The following is a 16,068-nucleotide window of genomic DNA, read 5'->3' on the forward strand; positions in this document are numbered from 1 at the left end:
CTTTTCGGGCAGCACGGTGCCGAGCGCGGAGACGCCGGTGCGCATCACGTCCATCGGATGCGCGGCGGCCGGGATCCATTCGAGCACCGCCTTCACATTCGCGGGCAGGCCGCGCATGCCCTTGAGCTTCGCCTTGTACGCATTCAGTTCCGCGAGGTTCGGCAGTTTGCCGTGCACGAGCAGATGCGCGATTTCCTCGAATTCGCAGGCGCCCGCGAGATCGAGAATGTCGTAGCCGCGGTAGTGCAGGTCGTTGCCGGTGCGGCCCACTGTACACAGCGCGGTATTGCCGGCCGTCACGCCCGACAGCGCGACCGATTTCTTCGGTTTGAATGCACCCGTTGCGGATGCCCGGGACGGGCTGGACGGGGTGTCTGCTTCGCTCATGTCTTCTTCCTCATCGCTTATTCAGGCAGCCTGAATATTCACTCGCTCACTTGTTGCCGGAGAACAGTTCGTCGAGCTTCTGCTCGTACGCGTAGTAGCCGATGCTTTCGTATAGTTCGGCGCGCGTCTGCATGGTGTCGACGACAGCCTGCTGCGTGCCGTCGCGGCGAATCGTGCGATAGACGTTTTCCGCGGCCTTGTTCATTGCGCGGAACGCCGAGAGCGGATACAGCACGAGCGACACCTCTGCGCCGCGCAACTCGTCGACGGTGAAGAGCGGCGTCGCGCCGAACTCGGTGATATTCGCGAGCACCGGCACTTTGACGGCCTTGACGAACTGGCGATACATGTCGAGTTCGGTCATCGCCTCGGGGAAGATCATGTCCGCGCCGGCTTCGACGCAGGCCGCCGCGCGATCGATCGCCGCCTGCAGGCCATCCACGGCCAGCGCATCGGTGCGCGCCATGATCACGAACTCGGGGTCGGTGCGCGCGTCGACGGCGGCCTTGATGCGATCGACCATCTCGTCCTGCGAGACGATCGCCTTGCCCGGACGGTGACCGCAGCGCTTCGCGCCAACCTGGTCTTCGATATGCATCGCGCCCGCGCCGGCTTTCGTCAGCGCCTTGACCGTGCGCGCGATATTGAACGCGGACGGACCGAAGCCGGTATCGACATCGACGAGCAGCGGCAGATCGCAGACGTCGGTGATGCGGCGCACGTCGGTCAGCACGTCGTCGAGGGTCGAGATGCCGAGGTCGGGCAGGCCGAGCGAGCCGGCCGCGACGCCGCCGCCCGACACATAGATGGCCTTGAAGCCCGCGTGCTGCGCGAGCAGCGCGTGGTTCGCGTTGATGGCGCCGACGACCTGCAGCGGCTTTTCCGTGGCGACCGCCGCGCGGAATTTCGCGCCGGCGCTGGCGAGACTCTGGGTGGTGGGGTTCATTTCAGTGGGCTCCGGTAACGGGTCGGTGTTTCGCAAAGAATGGGCCAATCGGCCGCGCGTACGCAAGTCATTGATTTCGAACGACTTCGAGTAAGGATCGTACGACATCGGTATTTCAGTTATGAAATCGACAATTTCATAACTGAAATAAAGTGCATAATCGCAGCTTGCTCCGTCTTCGCGGTCTCTTTCATCTTTTTGATTCGCCTTTTCGATCGCCCACACCCATGACCCGCCTGTCCGATCCGCTTTCCCGGCCGCGCATCTGGGCCGTCGGCATCAGCAAACTGCGCGACCTGTTCCGTGACATCGCCGACGAATACGATGGGCGCGCCGATCTGCGGCTCGTGTCGCTCGGCTACGAAGACGCCGTGCGCGAAATCGACGCGGCCGCCGGTTCGCTGCGGCCGGATGTCGTCGTCGCCGCCGGTTCGAACGGCACCTATCTGAAGTCGCGCGTCGACGTCCCTGTCGTGCTCGTCAATCCGACGGGCTTCGACGTGATGCACGCGCTCGCGCGCGCCCGGCGCGACGCGGCGTCGGTTGCGCTCGTGACGTACGGCGAGACGCCGTCCGAGGCGCGCCGCTTTGCGGCAGCGTATGGGCTCGATCTGCTGTTTGCGTCGTACCGGTCCGCGGAGGACGCGGAAGCATGCGTGCTCGATCTGCGCGATCGCGGTGTGAAGGCCGTCGTCGGTCCCGGCCTCGTGACCGATCTCGCCGCGCGTGCCGGAATGGAAGCCGTGTTCCTGTACTCACGCGCATCGGTGCGCGCCGCGTTCGATACGGCGCTCGACGTCGCGCACGCAACGTGGGCGGAGAGCGCGCGCCGCCAGCGGCTCGACAACGTGCTGCAGCATCTGCGCGATGGCGTTGCTGCGCTCGACGCGCAAGGACGCGTCGAAGCGATCAATCAGCGCCTTGCGGCGGCGCTCGGCATCGACGCGGCCGCAGCCGTCGGCCGGCAGTTCGCCACGCTGGTGCCGGACCTCGCACCGGACCTGACGCAAAGCGCACTCGACGCCGAAGGCGAAACGCTCGAAACCGTGCGCGGCGTCAGCTATGTCGTGCATCGCGGGCCGCTCGTCGAGCGCGGCGCGACCACGGGCATGGTGCTGACGTTTCAGGAATCGCGCGCGGTCGAACGACTCGATCGCACCTTGCGTTCGCGACAGCGCGCGAAGCAATTCGTCGCGCGTTACCGGCTCGACGACCTGATCGGTGCGTGCGATGCCATCGATCGCGTGCGCAAGCTCGCGCGCCGCTACGCGACCTCCGACGCGACGGTGCTGATTCGCGGCGAAAGCGGCACGGGCAAGGAGATGATCGCGCAGAGCCTGCATCAGTTGAGCGCACGGCGCGACTTTCCGTTCGTGGCGATCAACTGCGGCGCGTTTCCGGAGGCGCTGCTCGAAAGCGAGCTGTTCGGCTATGAAGAGGGCGCTTTCACGGGCGCGCGCCGCGGCGGTAAGGCGGGACTGATTGAAACCGCGCACCGCGGCACGCTCTTTCTCGATGAGATCGGCGAGATGCCGTTGCCGTTGCAAAGCCGGCTGTTGCGTGTGCTGCAGGAGCGCGAGGTCGTGCGTTTGGGTTCGACGGAGCCGACGCGCATCGACGTGCGCATCGTCGCCGCGACGCATCGCGCGCTGACCGACGCAGTCGATAGCGGCGAGTTTCGCGCCGATCTTTTCTATCGGCTCAACATCCTGAACGTTGCGTTGCCGCCGTTGCGCGAGCGGCAGGCGGATATCGTGCCGCTTGCCGCCGAACTGCTGTATCAGGCAGCGCGGCGCGAGCCGCGGCTGGCCGCGCATCTCGGCAGTGCGGCTCAAGCGGCGCGCGTGCTGGCCGGCGTGCATGAACCGCTTGCACGGCACGCATGGCCGGGCAATGTGCGCGAACTGCAGAATGTGATCGAGCGGATTGTGGTCGAACTCGTCGAAAGCGATGCAAGCACGGCAAGCGCTGCACGAGATGCGCGCGGCGGCGTCCTCGCGCTCAGCGTCGACGATTTGCGCGCGATCGCGCCCGAAGTCTTTCACGATGCGGCGCAAACCTCTCGCGCCTTGACGCTGCGTCAACGCAGCCGGCGCGTCGAAGCCGACGAGATTCGCACGGCGCTCGAAGCGTGCGGCGGCGATCGCGACCGCGTATGCGAACTGCTCGGCATCAGCAAGACGACGTTATGGCGCAAGCTGAACGCGGCGGGTTAGACCTCCCGCAAAGACTCACCTTGCGCCGAAGCGAAATTCAATAGAAAGCATGACCAGGTAATACAAGGTGGGAGCGGAGCAGGCGTCGAAACTGGCCGGGAGCGCATGCGATAAAAAAACAAGCCCCGTTAGCAAGGGTGAATCGTCGCGAGGTCGCGCGGCCGGCCCACGGCGAGTCACCTATGTCATTGATCGATATCGGCAATGCGCCGCCTCACGGATCGATAGGATCCGCTATTCACAAAGGTGAGAAAGTTCGGGACGCGATGCGTATAAAACCCGATTTGACCGGTTACGCTCCGGCTTGCCGCAGCACCTGCGCAACGCGCCCGTGCTCGTGCAGCACCTCGGGACTCGCCTGTAAAAGCTGACGATAACGCGGCAGAAAGCCGCCATTCGGCTGCTCCTGCGAGAACAGCGCAACCACGCCTTGCGCTGCCCCGATCCGCTCTTGCGGTGTCGCGTCATCGGCGTCGAGCATTTCGTCGACATTCGCGATGACCGTCGATAAAGCGCCGAGCCAGCGGAAGCCAGGATTATTGATCAGCGCTTGCAAGAACGCCGCGGGCGTCACGGTGCCGACTTCCTTCTCGTAGTCGGCGCGTTCGTGCTCGAGGATGGTCTTGTGCAGCGCAAGCAGCGGCTTGCGCACGTCGGCGAGAAATTGCGTGGCTTGCTGATCGTTCATGATGGGTTTCCGGTAGTTCGTCGCTTGGTTCGTCGCTCGGTTCGTCGATTAGTTCGATTCGATCAGGTCAATTCGATCAGGTCGATCCGATCAGGTCGATCGATTCCGCCGATCGGGTCAGTATCGGCGCGCCGCTCTTCGCGCGCAAACCCGGTCTTTAAAGTCAGCGTCAAAAGATAACGCGCGGCACAACGCGAAAGTCGGCACGCGGCCGGCCGCGCCCGGCCGGCCGCGCCCAAAAGTCAAAGACCGCTTTCGCCTGCATTGCAAAACGTCGTTCATTCAAAGCAGCACCGCGCGCGATCGCTTATTCCTTTACGGCACCACCGACAAAAACAGATACGCCGCGAACAGCGACAGATGCACCGCGCCCTGCAGAATCGTCGTGCGTCCGGTGCTGAGCGTCAGCGTACCGACCAGCAGCGTGAGGATCAGCATCACCGTGTCCTTGCCGTCGATGCCGAGCACGAGCGGCTGGCCGGTCCAGAGGATCACAACCGCTACCGTGGGAATCGTGAGACCGATACTCGCGAGCGCGGAACCGAGCGCCAGATTCAGGCTCGTCTGCAGACGGTCCGCGCGCGCGGCGCGCACCGCGGCAAAACCTTCGGGCAGCAGCACGAGCGCTGCAATGACGATACCGACGACAGCCGGCGGCGCGCCCGCGTCGGCGATCGCGCGTTCGATCGACGGCGATAGCAGCTTGGCGAGCAGCACCACCGCAACGAGCGCCACGAACAGCAGCACGAGGCTCAGCAACGCGACCAATGCGCGTGGCGGCTCGGCATGGACATCTTCGCCGGGCACGTCGGCCAGAAAATAATCGCGATGCCGCACCGTCTGCACGAACACGAACACGCCGTACAGCACGAGCGACGAGACGCCCGCGAACGCCAGCTGCGACGACGACAGCAGGGGGCCGGGGCTCGTGCGCGTGAAGTTCGGCATCACGAGCGTGAGCACGGACAGCGAAGCGAGCACCGCGAGCGCCGCGCTTGCCCCGCGAATCTGGAAGCCCTGTTCGCGATGCCTCAGCCCACCGACCAGCAGGCAAATACCGACAATGCCGTTGCAGACGATCATCACCGCGGCGAACACCGTGTCGCGCGCGAGTCCCGCTTTTTCGGGCCCGGCCGACAGCATCACCGAGACGATCAGCGCAACTTCGATGACCGTCACGGCGACCGCCAGCACGAGCGTGCCGAACGGCTCGCCCACCCGATGCGCGACGACCTCCGCGTGATGCACGCCCGCGAACACCGAGCCGGCCAGCGCGATACCGACCAGCGCGAGCAGCACGCTGTGCCCGGGCAGCGCGAACGCGGCGCCCAGCACGATCCACGCGGCGATCGGCGTGGCGACGGTCCATCGAGGCAGTACGGACGAGGAAGTGGCCATTCGTTGAGTCCTTTTGTTATAGGGTGAGCCCGACACGCATCCACGCGCCATGGCCGATGGACCGCTCACCCGAGATTCAAGTCTTAGATTAAGAATGTACTCTAATGCTTTAAAGCATAAGGATATTTTTATTAGAAGGCGGCAATTCTGGAGGCGCATCCCGATGGTCAGAGACCAGGAAACCCTGAACCTGCTGTTCGACAGCATTACACGCTTCGTCCGTGAACGGCTTGTGCCGAACGAGGAAATCGTCGCGCAGACGGACCGGATTGCGGACGGGCTGCGGCAGGAAATGAAGGATCTCGGCCTCTTCGGCCTGTGCCTTCCCGAAGAATACGGCGGCTTGGGCCTGACCATGGAGGAAGAAGTGCTCGTTGCGTTCGAGCTCGGCAAGACATCGCCGGCGTTCCGATCGGCAGTCGGCAGCAACAACGGCATCGGGTCGACCGGCATCGTTCGACGGTACGCCGGCGCAGAAGCAGAAGTCTCTGCCGTGCCTCGCGAGCGGCGCACTGATCGGGTCGTTCTGCCTGACCGAGCCGGAGGCGGGTTCCGATGCGGCATCGCTGCGCACGAGCGCCGTGCGCGACGGCGACCGCTACGTGCTCAACGGCACCAAACGGTTTATCACGAACGCGCCCGAAGCCGGGCTGTTCACCGTGATGGCGCGTACCGATCCGACGGGCAAGCGCGCGGGTGCGATCTCGCATGATCGTCGATGCGGCGCGGCGGCGCGATAGCGGCGAACGCGTGACGATCGACGCATCGTGCGCCAAGATGTTCGCGACGGAAATGTGCGGGCGGGTGGCGGACCGCGCGGTGCAGATCTTTGGCGGAGCCGGCTATATGGCCGAGTACGGCATCGAACGCTTTTACCGCGACATGCGGCTTTTTCGCATCTACGAAGGCACGACGCAGATCCAGCAGATCGTGATTGCGCGCGAGATGCGGCGGGAGTTCGGAACCTGAAGAGAAACCGCGGAAAGGCCGGAGGACGAACTGAACGGGAATGGAACGGCAGTAGAACGGCAGTAGAACGGCAGCACATCGGAAGCACATCGGAAGCACATCGGAAGCACATCGGAAGCACATCGGAAGCACATCGGAGCCAGAACTTCCGGGCACCGCCCTTCACGAAGAAGAGCGGTGCGTGCTTCGAGACAGAACGCTTTACTGGCCGACCGGGCGGATCGTCAGGTCGTTCTTGACGTTCTTCACGCCCGATACGCCTTGCGCGGTCTGCGTAGCCATATCGACTTGCGGCTGCTCAGGCACCGAGCCCTCGAGCCACACGTCGCCGGTGCTCGCATTGGCGCGGACGATGATATTCGCGGCGCTGACGCCCTTCGCCTTCGCGAGCGCGCCACGCACCTTGCGCGCGAGTGCACGGTCCGCCTTCTTCATTGCCTTGTGCTGCTGCTTCGCGCTCGGCTGCGTGCTCGCGTCCGTGCCGGCATCGCTTGCCTGCGAATACGCGTTGAGCGACGCGAGCACGATCAGTGCGCCACCAACCACCTTGATTGCCTGGATCGCCTTCATTCACTTTCTCCTGTTGTCATGCTTAAGCGACGGTCAGCCCCGGAATGGGGGACCACTGCACTGCCAACTTCTGTACTTCTGGGATGAAAACGCGTGGAACGGTGCTGCGGTGTACGGCGAAATACGGGTGAAAACCCGAACGCGACCTACTGACAAACGAGAGCGGCCAGCTGTTACGGCCGCCATGCGGGTGTCTGTCGGAGTGTAAAGATACCGCAATTGGTTCCACAGTGATCGCTTACGGAAAGCGACTGAGGTTTTGACACAACGGATTTGGCGAAGACGTGCGAACAGTGTTGCTTTCGGACGCACGGCGCGGTTCGGCAAATGCACAGGTGAGGCATGCGAATGAAGGAAAAAACGTGGCGGATCACGCCGCTCAGGCGCGCGGCATTGCCGGTCGATGCGACCGCGCTCGCGCGCTATCTGGTCGGCAAGTGCCTCGTGCACGACATGCCCGAAGGGCGCATCAGCGGCCGCATCGTCGAAACCGAGGCGTATCCGGTCGGCGACTCGACCGGCCACGCGTTTATCGGCCGCCGCCACTACAACGAATCGCTGTTTCTTGCGCCGGGGCATGCCTACGTGCGGCTCACGTATGGCGTGTCCTACATGTTGAACGTGTCTGCCGAAGAAGCGGACACCGGCGCCGGCGTGCTGTTGCGCGCAGTCGAACCGCTCGAAGGTATGACGCAGATGCAGGCGCGCCGCCCCGGCGTGAAATCGCGCGATCTCGCGCGCGGTCCCGGACGGCTCACGCTTGCGTTCGGTGTCGGGCCGTCGCTGAACGGCGTCGATCTCTGCACAGGCAAAGGGCTCTGGCTCGGCACGCTTGCGCGGGCGAAGGCCGTCCCGGTCGCAGCGACGACGCGCATCGGCCTGTCGCGCGAGATGCATCGGCCGCTGCGCTTCTACGAACCCGATAGCCCCTTCGTCAGCGGTCCTCGCAAGCTGTTGAGGCCCGGCGGATTGGTCATCGGAATCGACAGCGAAACGTAAGCTCTACCCTCCGATGCAGTCGATCGGCCGCGGCTTGCGCTTTGAGCCCCGCTTGACGCCCCGCTCAGCCTTCGACATTTCCGAAGACGTGTTGAAAGACTGCGTACCTTTGCATTTTTCGCAATTAAGATTATTCGGGATTGGGGTTTTCCCTTAGAGGGCCACTGCATAGAATGAGGTCACTGGCTCTTGCATGGGGCAAGAAGTCAAGCAAAAAAAATGTCGGAGGTAAGGATTATGAAATCGCTGATCAAGGCTGTTGCCATCGCCGCGGTGCTGGCTGCCCCGGTTGTCGCGTTCGCGCAGTCGAACCCGTCGGGCCTGACGCGCGCGCAGGTTCGCGCAGAACTGATTCAACTGGAAAAAGCCGGATATGACCCGGCCATGTCGAACGATGCCACGTATCCGGCCGATATTCAGGCCGCGGAACGTCGTGTACAGGACCAGAACGCGCAAGCCGCCGCGCAGCAACCGGCCGATACGGGTTACGGCGCAGCGACGGGCGGTACGTCGCAAACGGGTGCGCCGGCGCGTATGGACCGGGCTAATTCGGTTTATTTCGGCCACTAATCCGCGTCAGTGATTCAGGTGACTGATTTGGGTCGCCAAGGCCGTAACAGGACAAGCCGACCTGCGTCGAAATGAATACGCAGGCCGGCTGACGGCCGATAAAGCATTTTTAGAAAGTGACCTCGGTCGCCATGATCGATGGCGGCTTCGCTCAAGCCGTTCGGATTGGGCTCTTTTCAGCGACCGCGAGGCACGCGGTATCGCGCGAAATCAACCGGCTCCCGTGATGTAGTGTTCGAGTTGCTGAATGGTGAACTGCTGCTCGGCAATGATGTTCTTCACGAGGTCGCCAATCGACACCATGCCAATCAGTTTGTCGTGCTCGAGCACTGGCAGGTGGCGCATGCGGCGCTCGGTCATGAGTGCCATGCATTCGTCGGTGGTCTGCTCGGGGCGCACGAACCGGACCGCTTTGCTCATGATGTCGCGCACGGGCGTCGACTTCGACGAGCGATCCATCAGCACGACCTTGCGTGCGTAGTCGCGTTCGGTGACGATCCCGGCGATCGCCTCGCCTTCCATGACGAGCAATGCGCCGATCTGTTTGTCTGCCATCAGTTTGAGTGCGTTGTAGACCGAATCCGACGCGGCGATCGTGTAGACGGTCTGGTCCGTCTTCGATTTGAGTACTTGTGCAACGCGGGTCATAAAGCGGCTCCTTTCGCAGTGCAGCACACCGGGTGGCATGCTGTCGTCAGGGACTGGCCAATCCAGTATAGGCGGGAGTCGCGGGTGGGGCGACGTCGCTTCGGTACGCCGCGCCACATGGGAACGCGCACGCACGCGTTGCCGCAGCGAGCGGCGACCGGATGCGCGACGGATGGGTCTTCGCGTTTAGCGGTAAACTCCAGTTCCAAACTATTTCCCCGGTCGTACTCGGGCTCTGTCAGACATTCGCTTAACGCCATGCCCACGTCTCACGATCCGTCGCTAGCTGACGATCCGCATATCCGGGAATGCGTCGCGCTCGAAGCGCAAGCCACGCTCCCCACCCGCTACGGTACTTTTACGTCCTATGTCTTTCGCGTGACCGATGGCGATGCCGAACATGTCGCGCTCGTGATGGGCGAGGTCGCCGGCAAGCAATCGGTGCTGACGCGCCTGCATTCCGAATGCCTGACCGGCGACGTGCTCGGCTCGTACCGCTGCGATTGCGGCGAACAGCTCGACCTCGCGCTGCGCTATATCGCGGCCGAAGGATGCGGCGTGCTGCTTTATCTGCGCGGCCACGAGGGGCGCGGCATCGGCCTGACGAACAAGATTCGCGCCTATGCGCTGCAGGAGCAGGGGCGCGACACCGTCGAGGCGAATCTCGACCTCGGCCTGCCCGACGATTCACGCGAATACGATTCGGCGGCGGGCATTCTGCGGGTGCTCAAAGTGACGTCGGTGCGGTTGATGAGCAACAACCCGGAGAAGTTCGACACGCTCGCCAAACACGGCATTCCGATCTGCGAACGCGTGGCGCTTGCCATTCCGGTGCGTGAAGAGAACGAACGGTACATCCGCACCAAGCAGGTGAAATTCGGCCATTACTTCGACGAGAACGAATAGCCGCTCAGCGACTTGACTGAATCACTTGACTGAGCGACTTGACCGAGCGACTTGACTCGGCGACTTCCCTGAGTGATCCGCGTGCGCGAGCGGACCATGCGGCCTACCTCAAACGTGGGTCGCCGCGCACATACCACCAGATCAGAATCGCGAAAACGATGAACCCCATGACCTTGCCGAAGAAAGTCGGCGGGTAAAAGCACAGCAACAGGAAGCAGACCAGCCAGACGATCTCGGCTGCCGATATTTTTCGCGCTTCTTTCATTTTCTTTATCCGGTTCTTTCTGCTCATGGCGCCGGTCGCGGGGCGGCCACGGCGCTGTGCTCACGTGTCGCTCAGGGTATGGCCTAGTCCGGCAAAACCTCGGGCGGTTTCGGCTTCGAGGTCGACCGGGTCGCATCCGGCCACCGGTTTTCGAATACGCAGTCGGCGAGCGGCGCGCGCGCCGCCCAGCGTTCCATTTCGAGCATCGGCTCCGGGTAATACTCGTCGATCTGACCCACGCAGAGTATCGCAACCGGCTGTGCGCCGTCAGGCATGCCGAGCAGCGCCCGTACTTCCTCGGGGTCGAACAGCGACACCCAGCCGATGCCAATTCCTTCCGCGCGCGCCGCGAGCCACATGTTCTGGATTGCGCACGACACCGAGGCGAGATCCATCTCGGGCAGCGTGCGCCTGCCGAAGATATGCGCCTCGCGCCCGTCCATCAACGCGACGACCAGCACCTCGGCGCAGTCGCGCATCCCTTCCACTTTCAGCTTCATAAACTCGTCGCGCCGCTTGCCGAGCGCGTCGGCCGTCAGCAGCCGCTCGCGTTCGACCGCGTCGTGCAAGGCGGCGCGCAGCGCGGGGTCGGTGATGCGCGCGATGCGCCACGGCTGCATATAGCCGACGCTCGGCGCGTGATGCGCGGCGTCGAGCAGGCGTTGCAGCACGGCCGGGTCGACCGGGCCGCGCACGAAGTGGCGCATGTCGCGGCGTTCGTAAATGGCGCGGTAGACCGCCGCGCGATCGGCGTCGTTAAAACGCGTTGCCATGGAAAATTGCCGCGGTGAAGGCCGGATTCGACGGCCAGTAGCTGTGCATATAAGTCGCGACGACCGGGCCCGAGCGGTAGACCGCTTCGCCAGTCGCGTCCGACTGCGGACGCGTCGCGTGCAGCACGGGCGTGAGCGGGGTGCTCACGTGCGAGTAGTGGAAGGTGTGGCCGGTCATCGTGCCGAGCGGGCCGTCGAGCTGCTGCATGCCGAGCGCTGTGAAGCGCGTCTGCATGCGCACGTGGCCGGGCAGCAGGCCCAGCATCGGCGTCGTCGTGCCGTCGGTGGCCGTCAGGCTTTCGAGCAGGTACAGCATGCCGCCGCATTCGGCGAATACCGGTTTGCCCGCGGCCGCATGCGCGCGCACCGAGTCGGCCGGGCGCGCATTGCGCGCGAGCGCGGCCGCGTGCAACTCCGGGTAGCCGCCTGGCAGATAGAGCGCGGTGGCGGCGTCGGGCACCGGCTCGTCGGCAAGCGGCGAGAAGAAGCTCACGCGCGCCCCCAGGGTTTCGAGCAAAGCGAGATTCGCCGGGTAGATAAAGGAGAACGCGGCGTCGCGCGCGACGGCGATGTGCGCGCCATCGAGCAGGCGCGGCGGCGGTGCGGATGGCGCGCCGCCGCCGGGCCGCGGTGATGCGGCCGCCGGCGCCGGCGTGAATTGCACGACCGGCGGCAATCCGGCGAGCGGCGTGGAGGCGAGCGCATCGGCGGCTCGATCCAGACGGGCGTCGAGATCCGCGATCTCGGCGGCCTGATGCAAACCAAGATGCCGGTCCGGCAACTCGATGTCGGCGGCGCTCGCGATCGAGCCCATCCACTTCAACCCCGGCGGCAGCGCCTCCTCGAGCATCTGCGCGTGCCGCGGCGAACCGACGCGATTCGCGAACACGCCGTGCACCGGTACATCGTCGCGATAGTGCGCGAGACCGAACGCGACCGCGCCGAAGGTCTGCGCCATCGCTTTCGCCGAAATCACGGCGACGACAGGCACGCCGAACGCGGCGGCGAGGTCCGCGCTGCTCGGCGTGCCGTCGTAAAGGCCCATCACGCCTTCGATCAGGATCAAATCCGCTTGCCGGGCGGCCTGCGCGAGCAGTGCGTGGCACGCGGCCTCGCCGACCATCCACAGGTCGAGCGACAGCACCGGCGCGCCGCTCGCGCGCTCGAGAATCATCGGATCGAGAAAGTCGGGGCCGGTCTTGAACACGCGCACGCGCCGGCCTTGCCGGCGATGATGGCGCGCCAGCGCCGCCGTGATCGTCGTCTTGCCCTGGCCGGATGCGGGTGCGCTGATAAAGAGCGCGGGGCACTGCGCCATCGTTCAGAACTCCACGCCGCGCTGCGCCTTCACATGCTGCTCGCGATACGGATGCTTGATGGCGCGCATCTCGGTGACGAGATCGGCGGCCTCGATGAGCGCGTCGGGCGCATGCCGGCCGGTGACCACCACGTGCAGCATTTCCGGCCGCGCGGTCAACACGCCGAGCACTTCGTCGAGCGGCAGATATTCGTACTTGAGCACGGTGTTCAGCTCGTCGAGGATCACCATCTGGTAGTCGCCGCTTTCGATCATGCGCGTCGCCTCCGCCCAGCCCTTGCGCGCGGTGGCGATATCGGCGTCGCGGTTCTGCGTATTCCACGTATAGCCGTCGCCCATCGTGACGAACTCGCAGTTCGGCAGGCCGCCGAGGAAATCGCGCTCGGACGTATGCAGCGCGCCCTTGATGAACTGCACGACGCCGAGGCGCATGCCGTGCCCGAGCACGCGCACGGCCATGCCGAACGCCGCGGTGCTCTTGCCTTTGCCGGTGCCGGTATTGACGATCAGCAGGCCTTTTTCGATGGTCGCTTCCGCCTGTTTCTTCTCATGGCCTTCGCGACGGCGCTGGGTCATGCGCTGATGCGATTCGGGGTCGGTTTTCATTGAGCGTCCTGTCGGTGATGGGGTTGGGTGGGTTCCGGTTCGAACGTTGCATGTGCAACGGAATCGGCGATGGCGATGGCGACCGTCACGGCGCCTTCGAATACGCGTTTGGGCGCAATGAGCCGGCCAGCCGGTGCTGCGAGCAGTGCGCAGGGTTCGCATACGCCGTCGACGCCGAGGTGCGCGCGCACGATGGGTGAGGGCGCGGTCGTCTGCCCGGCGGCGGGCGCCGCCGCCGCGGCGGCGATCTGCGCGCGGGAAAAAACCTGCAGCGGCAACGCATGACGAGCGCAAAATCCGACGAGGCCGGGTTCGTGCGCCTTGATGTCGAGGGTAGCGACCGCGCCGACGTCGTCGATGGAATGCGCACCGAGCGCGCTGCGCACGGCCGCATCGATCTGTTCGACGCTCGCGCCGCGCTTGCAGCCGATGCCGACGGTGAGCCGCTTGATGGGCCCGTTCATCGCGCGCCGCCGTGAAGCGCGGGAAAAAGCGCGAGGAGAACCGCGGCGCGAGGCGCGGTTGTGCGGAGCACCGCGCTGGCAAGCGCGGAATAAAGACGTGTCATGCAATGCCACATAGCGTGCACGGCGGCCGCACACAATTGCAAGCGGCAGTTGCAAGCCGCGATTGCAGGCGGTCGCGCCGTGCGTGGGCGCCGGTATCCGTCCCCCGCGGAACCGGCGACTGGCGACCGTGACGTTCGCCCCCTCGCGTCCGGCCGGTATCCGGGCTGACGGCCGCATGCGCTTCGCCTTCCCATCGGCGGATGGCCGACAGTGGCATCGAAGCGCATGCGCGGACATGAATCCGCGGGCCGCTTACCGTTGGCGGGGACAGCACAGGTTGGGCGCACCTCGCTTGCGATCGCGCTTCCTGTTTCCCGTTTAACCACATGTGGGCGCTAAGCGCGCATGCGGCACCGGACGCGGGGCATACGATAGCACACGCGCTCTTCGTCGCCGGGCGGCGGGCGCATCGGTACACTCGGACGATTGCTGGCTGAGCCCCGGAAGCTTGTGCACCCAACACATTCCACGCTGCTGGCCGAAACCGACCGCCAGAAGGCGCAACTGGATGCCGCTCGTCCGTTGCCCGAAGCGTACTACCGCGTGCTCGACGAAGCATGCGTGACCGACGTGTACGACGGCATAAGCATCCTCGTGGCGCAAGCGGTGCAGCGCGCGCTCGCGCTGTATCTTCGTCTGATTGTCGGCAGCGCCGGCAGTGCCCGGCAGCCTTGACGCCTCCCCCCGCCGCGCCTACACTCGCAGCCACTTCTGGTGCTCGCGCGCGCCGTCCGGCGTGCGCAGTTAAACGGGAAACAGCGGGCCTGAATGTTGTCGATGCGGCTGCCGCATCACGGCTTCAGGTCAACCTGTGCTGCCCCCGCAACGGAAGGCGAGCGCATCGCAGTCGTTGCGATGCAGAGCCGGCTTCGAGGTTCGCGCGCAAGGCCGCGCGGGCAAGGAAACCACTGCGCGAGAAACTGTTCACTCGCGTGGGAAGGTGAAGCGGCGCTCTCGCCAGCCCGGATACCGGCCGGAAGAACAGGCTCGACGCCGCGGGGTTGCGGCGTTCCGTCCACCCCTTCGCGCGCTTGATGTCGCACAGTGTGTCGTGCTTTTTGCTGTGCATTGTGACGTATCTGGCGCCGCGATTCACATTCGCGAAGTCGCCATGCAAACCCAGATGCGCAAGATCCCGGTGACGATCGTCACGGGCTTTCTCGGCAGCGGCAAAACCACTCTGCTGCGCCATATTCTTCAGCACAGCGGCGGACTGCGGGCCGCCGTGATCGTCAACGAGTTCGGCGAACTCGGCATCGACGGCGAAATCTTCAAGGGCTGCGGCATTGGCTGCGACGAAGAAGGCCGCGAAATCGAAGGCCAGCTGTACGAGCTCGCGAACGGCTGCCTGTGCTGCACCGTGCAGGAAGAGTTTTTTCCCGTGATGGAAAAGCTCGTCGAGCGGCGCGACCAGATCGATCACGTGCTGATCGAAACGTCGGGCCTCGCGTTGCCGAAGCCGCTCGTGCAGGCGTTCAACTGGCCGTCGATCAAGAACAGCTTTACCGTCGACGCGGTGGTGACCGTTGTCGATGGACCGGCCGTGGCGAGCGGCCAGTTCGCCGAAAACCCGGTGGCCGTCGATGCGCTGCGCAAGGCCGATCCGAACCTCGATCACGAGTCGCCGCTGCATGAACTGTTCGAAGACCAGCTGTCCGCCGCGGACCTCGTTATCCTGAACAAGATCGATCTGCTCGACGATGCGCGCGCGCAGGCAGTCGAAGCAACGATTCGCGAAGAGATTCCCGCTCAGGTGAAGGTGGTGCGCGCGCAGAACGGCCAACTCGACCTGCATGCGCTGCTCGGGCTCGGGTCCGCTTCGGAAGAAACGATCCATCTGCGCCACGATCATCATGGCTCGTCCGACGATCCCGAGCATGCCGATCACCATCACGACGAGTTCGATTCGGTGGTCGTCAGCGCCAACGCGCCGTCGCGCGTCGCGATGATCGCCGCGCTGCAGCGCGTGGTCGAGCAGCACACGGTGTATCGCGTGAAGGGCTTCGCGGCGCTGCCGGACGCGCCGATGCGGCTCGTGATCCAGGGAGTCGGGCGCCGCTTCGACAGCTATTTCGATCGCCGCTGGCGGCCCGAAGAGCTGCGGGGCGAAGCGACGGCGAGCCCTCGCGCGAGCCGCTTCGTGATGATCGGCGAGGATCTCGAGCAACCGGTGTTGCAGCGCGCGCTCGACGAAGCGCTGAGCACGCAGGCAGACCAACAGGCCTGACTGGCCGCCGCGC

Annotated in this window: 17 protein-coding genes, 1 pseudogene and 2 riboswitches; of the genes and pseudogenes, 7 read left to right on the top strand and 11 right to left on the bottom strand. The window is 64.6% G+C overall.

Translation table 11 applies throughout. The annotated features are described in order from the left end of the window. The coding region (locus ACYPXD_RS17705) for a citrate/2-methylcitrate synthase (protein WP_459713909.1) at positions 1 to 387 on the bottom strand (387 nt) is incomplete at its 3' end. A gap of 46 nt (positions 388 to 433) precedes the next feature. After that, entirely contained in the window at positions 434 to 1,333 is a 900-nt protein-coding gene (prpB, locus tag ACYPXD_RS17710) for a methylisocitrate lyase (protein WP_459713911.1), read from the bottom strand. Positions 1,334 to 1,560: 227 nt separating this feature from the next. Here prpB and prpR point away from each other — a divergent pair, with 227 nt between their 5' ends. Further along, a complete protein-coding gene (gene prpR, locus ACYPXD_RS17715) occupies positions 1,561 to 3,549 on the top strand; it encodes a propionate catabolism operon regulatory protein PrpR (protein ID WP_459713913.1) in 1,989 nt (662 codons plus the stop codon). 292 nt (positions 3,550 to 3,841) lie between these two features. On the opposite strand, the gene ACYPXD_RS17720 is transcribed toward prpR, so the two are convergent. Both ACYPXD_RS17720 and ACYPXD_RS17725 read right to left on the bottom strand, forming a co-directional pair. Continuing rightward, positions 3,842 to 4,237 carry a hypothetical protein gene (locus tag ACYPXD_RS17720; protein ID WP_459713915.1) on the bottom strand — a complete coding sequence of 132 codons (396 nt, stop codon included), beginning with the start codon at positions 4,235 to 4,237 and terminating at the stop codon, positions 3,842 to 3,844. A 315-nt stretch (positions 4,238 to 4,552) separates the two neighbouring features. Continuing rightward, positions 4,553 to 5,635 (bottom strand): calcium:cation antiporter, encoded by a 1,083-nt coding sequence (locus tag ACYPXD_RS17725; protein ID WP_459713917.1) that lies wholly within the window; start codon positions 5,633 to 5,635, stop codon positions 4,553 to 4,555. Between the two features lie 163 nt (positions 5,636 to 5,798). On the opposite strand from ACYPXD_RS17725, the pseudogene ACYPXD_RS17730 reads away from it, so the two are divergent. Continuing rightward, positions 5,799 to 6,604, top strand: a pseudogene (locus ACYPXD_RS17730) (acyl-CoA dehydrogenase family protein). A gap of 201 nt (positions 6,605 to 6,805) precedes the next feature. Here the strand turns inward: ACYPXD_RS17730 and ACYPXD_RS17735 are convergent. Continuing rightward, positions 6,806 to 7,174 carry a BON domain-containing protein gene (locus tag ACYPXD_RS17735; RefSeq protein WP_459713920.1) on the bottom strand — a complete coding sequence of 123 codons (369 nt, stop codon included), beginning with the start codon at positions 7,172 to 7,174 and terminating at the stop codon, positions 6,806 to 6,808. Positions 7,175 to 7,522: 348 nt separating this feature from the next. On the opposite strand from ACYPXD_RS17735, the gene ACYPXD_RS17740 reads away from it, so the two are divergent. Together ACYPXD_RS17740 and ACYPXD_RS17745 are read left to right on the top strand one after the other, a co-directional pair. Next, positions 7,523 to 8,173: a DNA-3-methyladenine glycosylase gene (locus ACYPXD_RS17740; protein WP_459713923.1), complete on the top strand. Its 651-nt coding sequence runs from the start codon at positions 7,523 to 7,525 to the stop codon at positions 8,171 to 8,173. Positions 8,174 to 8,410: 237 nt separating this feature from the next. Beyond that, the gene (locus ACYPXD_RS17745; protein ID WP_459713925.1) at positions 8,411 to 8,743 is read left to right on the top strand and encodes a DUF4148 domain-containing protein; all 333 of its coding nucleotides are present in this window, start codon (positions 8,411 to 8,413) and stop codon (positions 8,741 to 8,743) included. 210 nt (positions 8,744 to 8,953) lie between these two features. Here the strand turns inward: ACYPXD_RS17745 and ACYPXD_RS17750 are convergent, their stop codons facing one another. After that, the gene (locus ACYPXD_RS17750) at positions 8,954 to 9,391 is read right to left on the bottom strand and encodes a CBS domain-containing protein (protein ID WP_459713927.1); all 438 of its coding nucleotides are present in this window, start codon (positions 9,389 to 9,391) and stop codon (positions 8,954 to 8,956) included. Between the two features lie 258 nt (positions 9,392 to 9,649). On the opposite strand from ACYPXD_RS17750, the gene ribA reads away from it, so the two are divergent. Beyond that, the gene (ribA, locus tag ACYPXD_RS17755) at positions 9,650 to 10,297 is read left to right on the top strand and encodes a GTP cyclohydrolase II (RefSeq protein ID WP_459713929.1); all 648 of its coding nucleotides are present in this window, start codon (positions 9,650 to 9,652) and stop codon (positions 10,295 to 10,297) included. 103 nt (positions 10,298 to 10,400) lie between these two features. Here ribA and ACYPXD_RS17760 read toward each other — a convergent pair whose 3' ends face one another. Genes ACYPXD_RS17760 through ACYPXD_RS17780 form a run of 5 tightly spaced genes read right to left on the bottom strand, consistent with a single transcriptional unit; the run spans position 10,401 to position 13,723 of the window. Beyond that, positions 10,401 to 10,589, bottom strand: a complete 189-nt coding sequence (locus ACYPXD_RS17760) for a hypothetical protein (protein WP_459713931.1) — start codon at positions 10,587 to 10,589, stop codon at positions 10,401 to 10,403. Positions 10,590 to 10,645: 56 nt separating this feature from the next. Beyond that, the gene (gene bluB / locus ACYPXD_RS17765) at positions 10,646 to 11,335 is read right to left on the bottom strand and encodes a 5,6-dimethylbenzimidazole synthase (protein WP_459713933.1); all 690 of its coding nucleotides are present in this window, start codon (positions 11,333 to 11,335) and stop codon (positions 10,646 to 10,648) included. Further along, positions 11,319 to 12,653 carry a cobyrinate a,c-diamide synthase gene (locus ACYPXD_RS17770; RefSeq protein ID WP_459713935.1) on the bottom strand — a complete coding sequence of 445 codons (1,335 nt, stop codon included), beginning with the start codon at positions 12,651 to 12,653 and terminating at the stop codon, positions 11,319 to 11,321. The genes bluB and ACYPXD_RS17770 overlap by 17 nt, the downstream gene beginning before the upstream one ends. Before the next feature lie 3 nt (positions 12,654 to 12,656). Then, positions 12,657 to 13,259 (bottom strand): cob(I)yrinic acid a,c-diamide adenosyltransferase, encoded by a 603-nt coding sequence (gene cobO / locus ACYPXD_RS17775; RefSeq protein ID WP_459713938.1) that lies wholly within the window; start codon positions 13,257 to 13,259, stop codon positions 12,657 to 12,659. Then, a complete protein-coding gene (locus tag ACYPXD_RS17780) occupies positions 13,256 to 13,723 on the bottom strand; it encodes a cobalamin biosynthesis protein (protein WP_459713941.1) in 468 nt (155 codons plus the stop codon). Before ACYPXD_RS17780 ends, cobO begins: the two co-directional genes overlap by 4 nt. Positions 13,724 to 13,961: 238 nt before the next feature. Continuing rightward, positions 13,962 to 14,201, bottom strand: a riboswitch (cobalamin riboswitch). A gap of 77 nt (positions 14,202 to 14,278) precedes the next feature. Here ACYPXD_RS17780 and ACYPXD_RS17785 point away from each other — a divergent pair. Beyond that, positions 14,279 to 14,503 (top strand): hypothetical protein, encoded by a 225-nt coding sequence (locus ACYPXD_RS17785; RefSeq protein ID WP_459713943.1) that lies wholly within the window; start codon positions 14,279 to 14,281, stop codon positions 14,501 to 14,503. Between the two features lie 20 nt (positions 14,504 to 14,523). Beyond that, positions 14,524 to 14,820, top strand: a riboswitch (cobalamin riboswitch). Between the two features lie 119 nt (positions 14,821 to 14,939). Beyond that, a complete protein-coding gene (cobW, locus tag ACYPXD_RS17790; protein ID WP_459713945.1) occupies positions 14,940 to 16,055 on the top strand; it encodes a cobalamin biosynthesis protein CobW in 1,116 nt (371 codons plus the stop codon). Positions 16,056 to 16,068 lie beyond the last annotated feature (13 nt).

It is taken from the genome of Paraburkholderia sp. 2C (assembly GCF_054589215.1).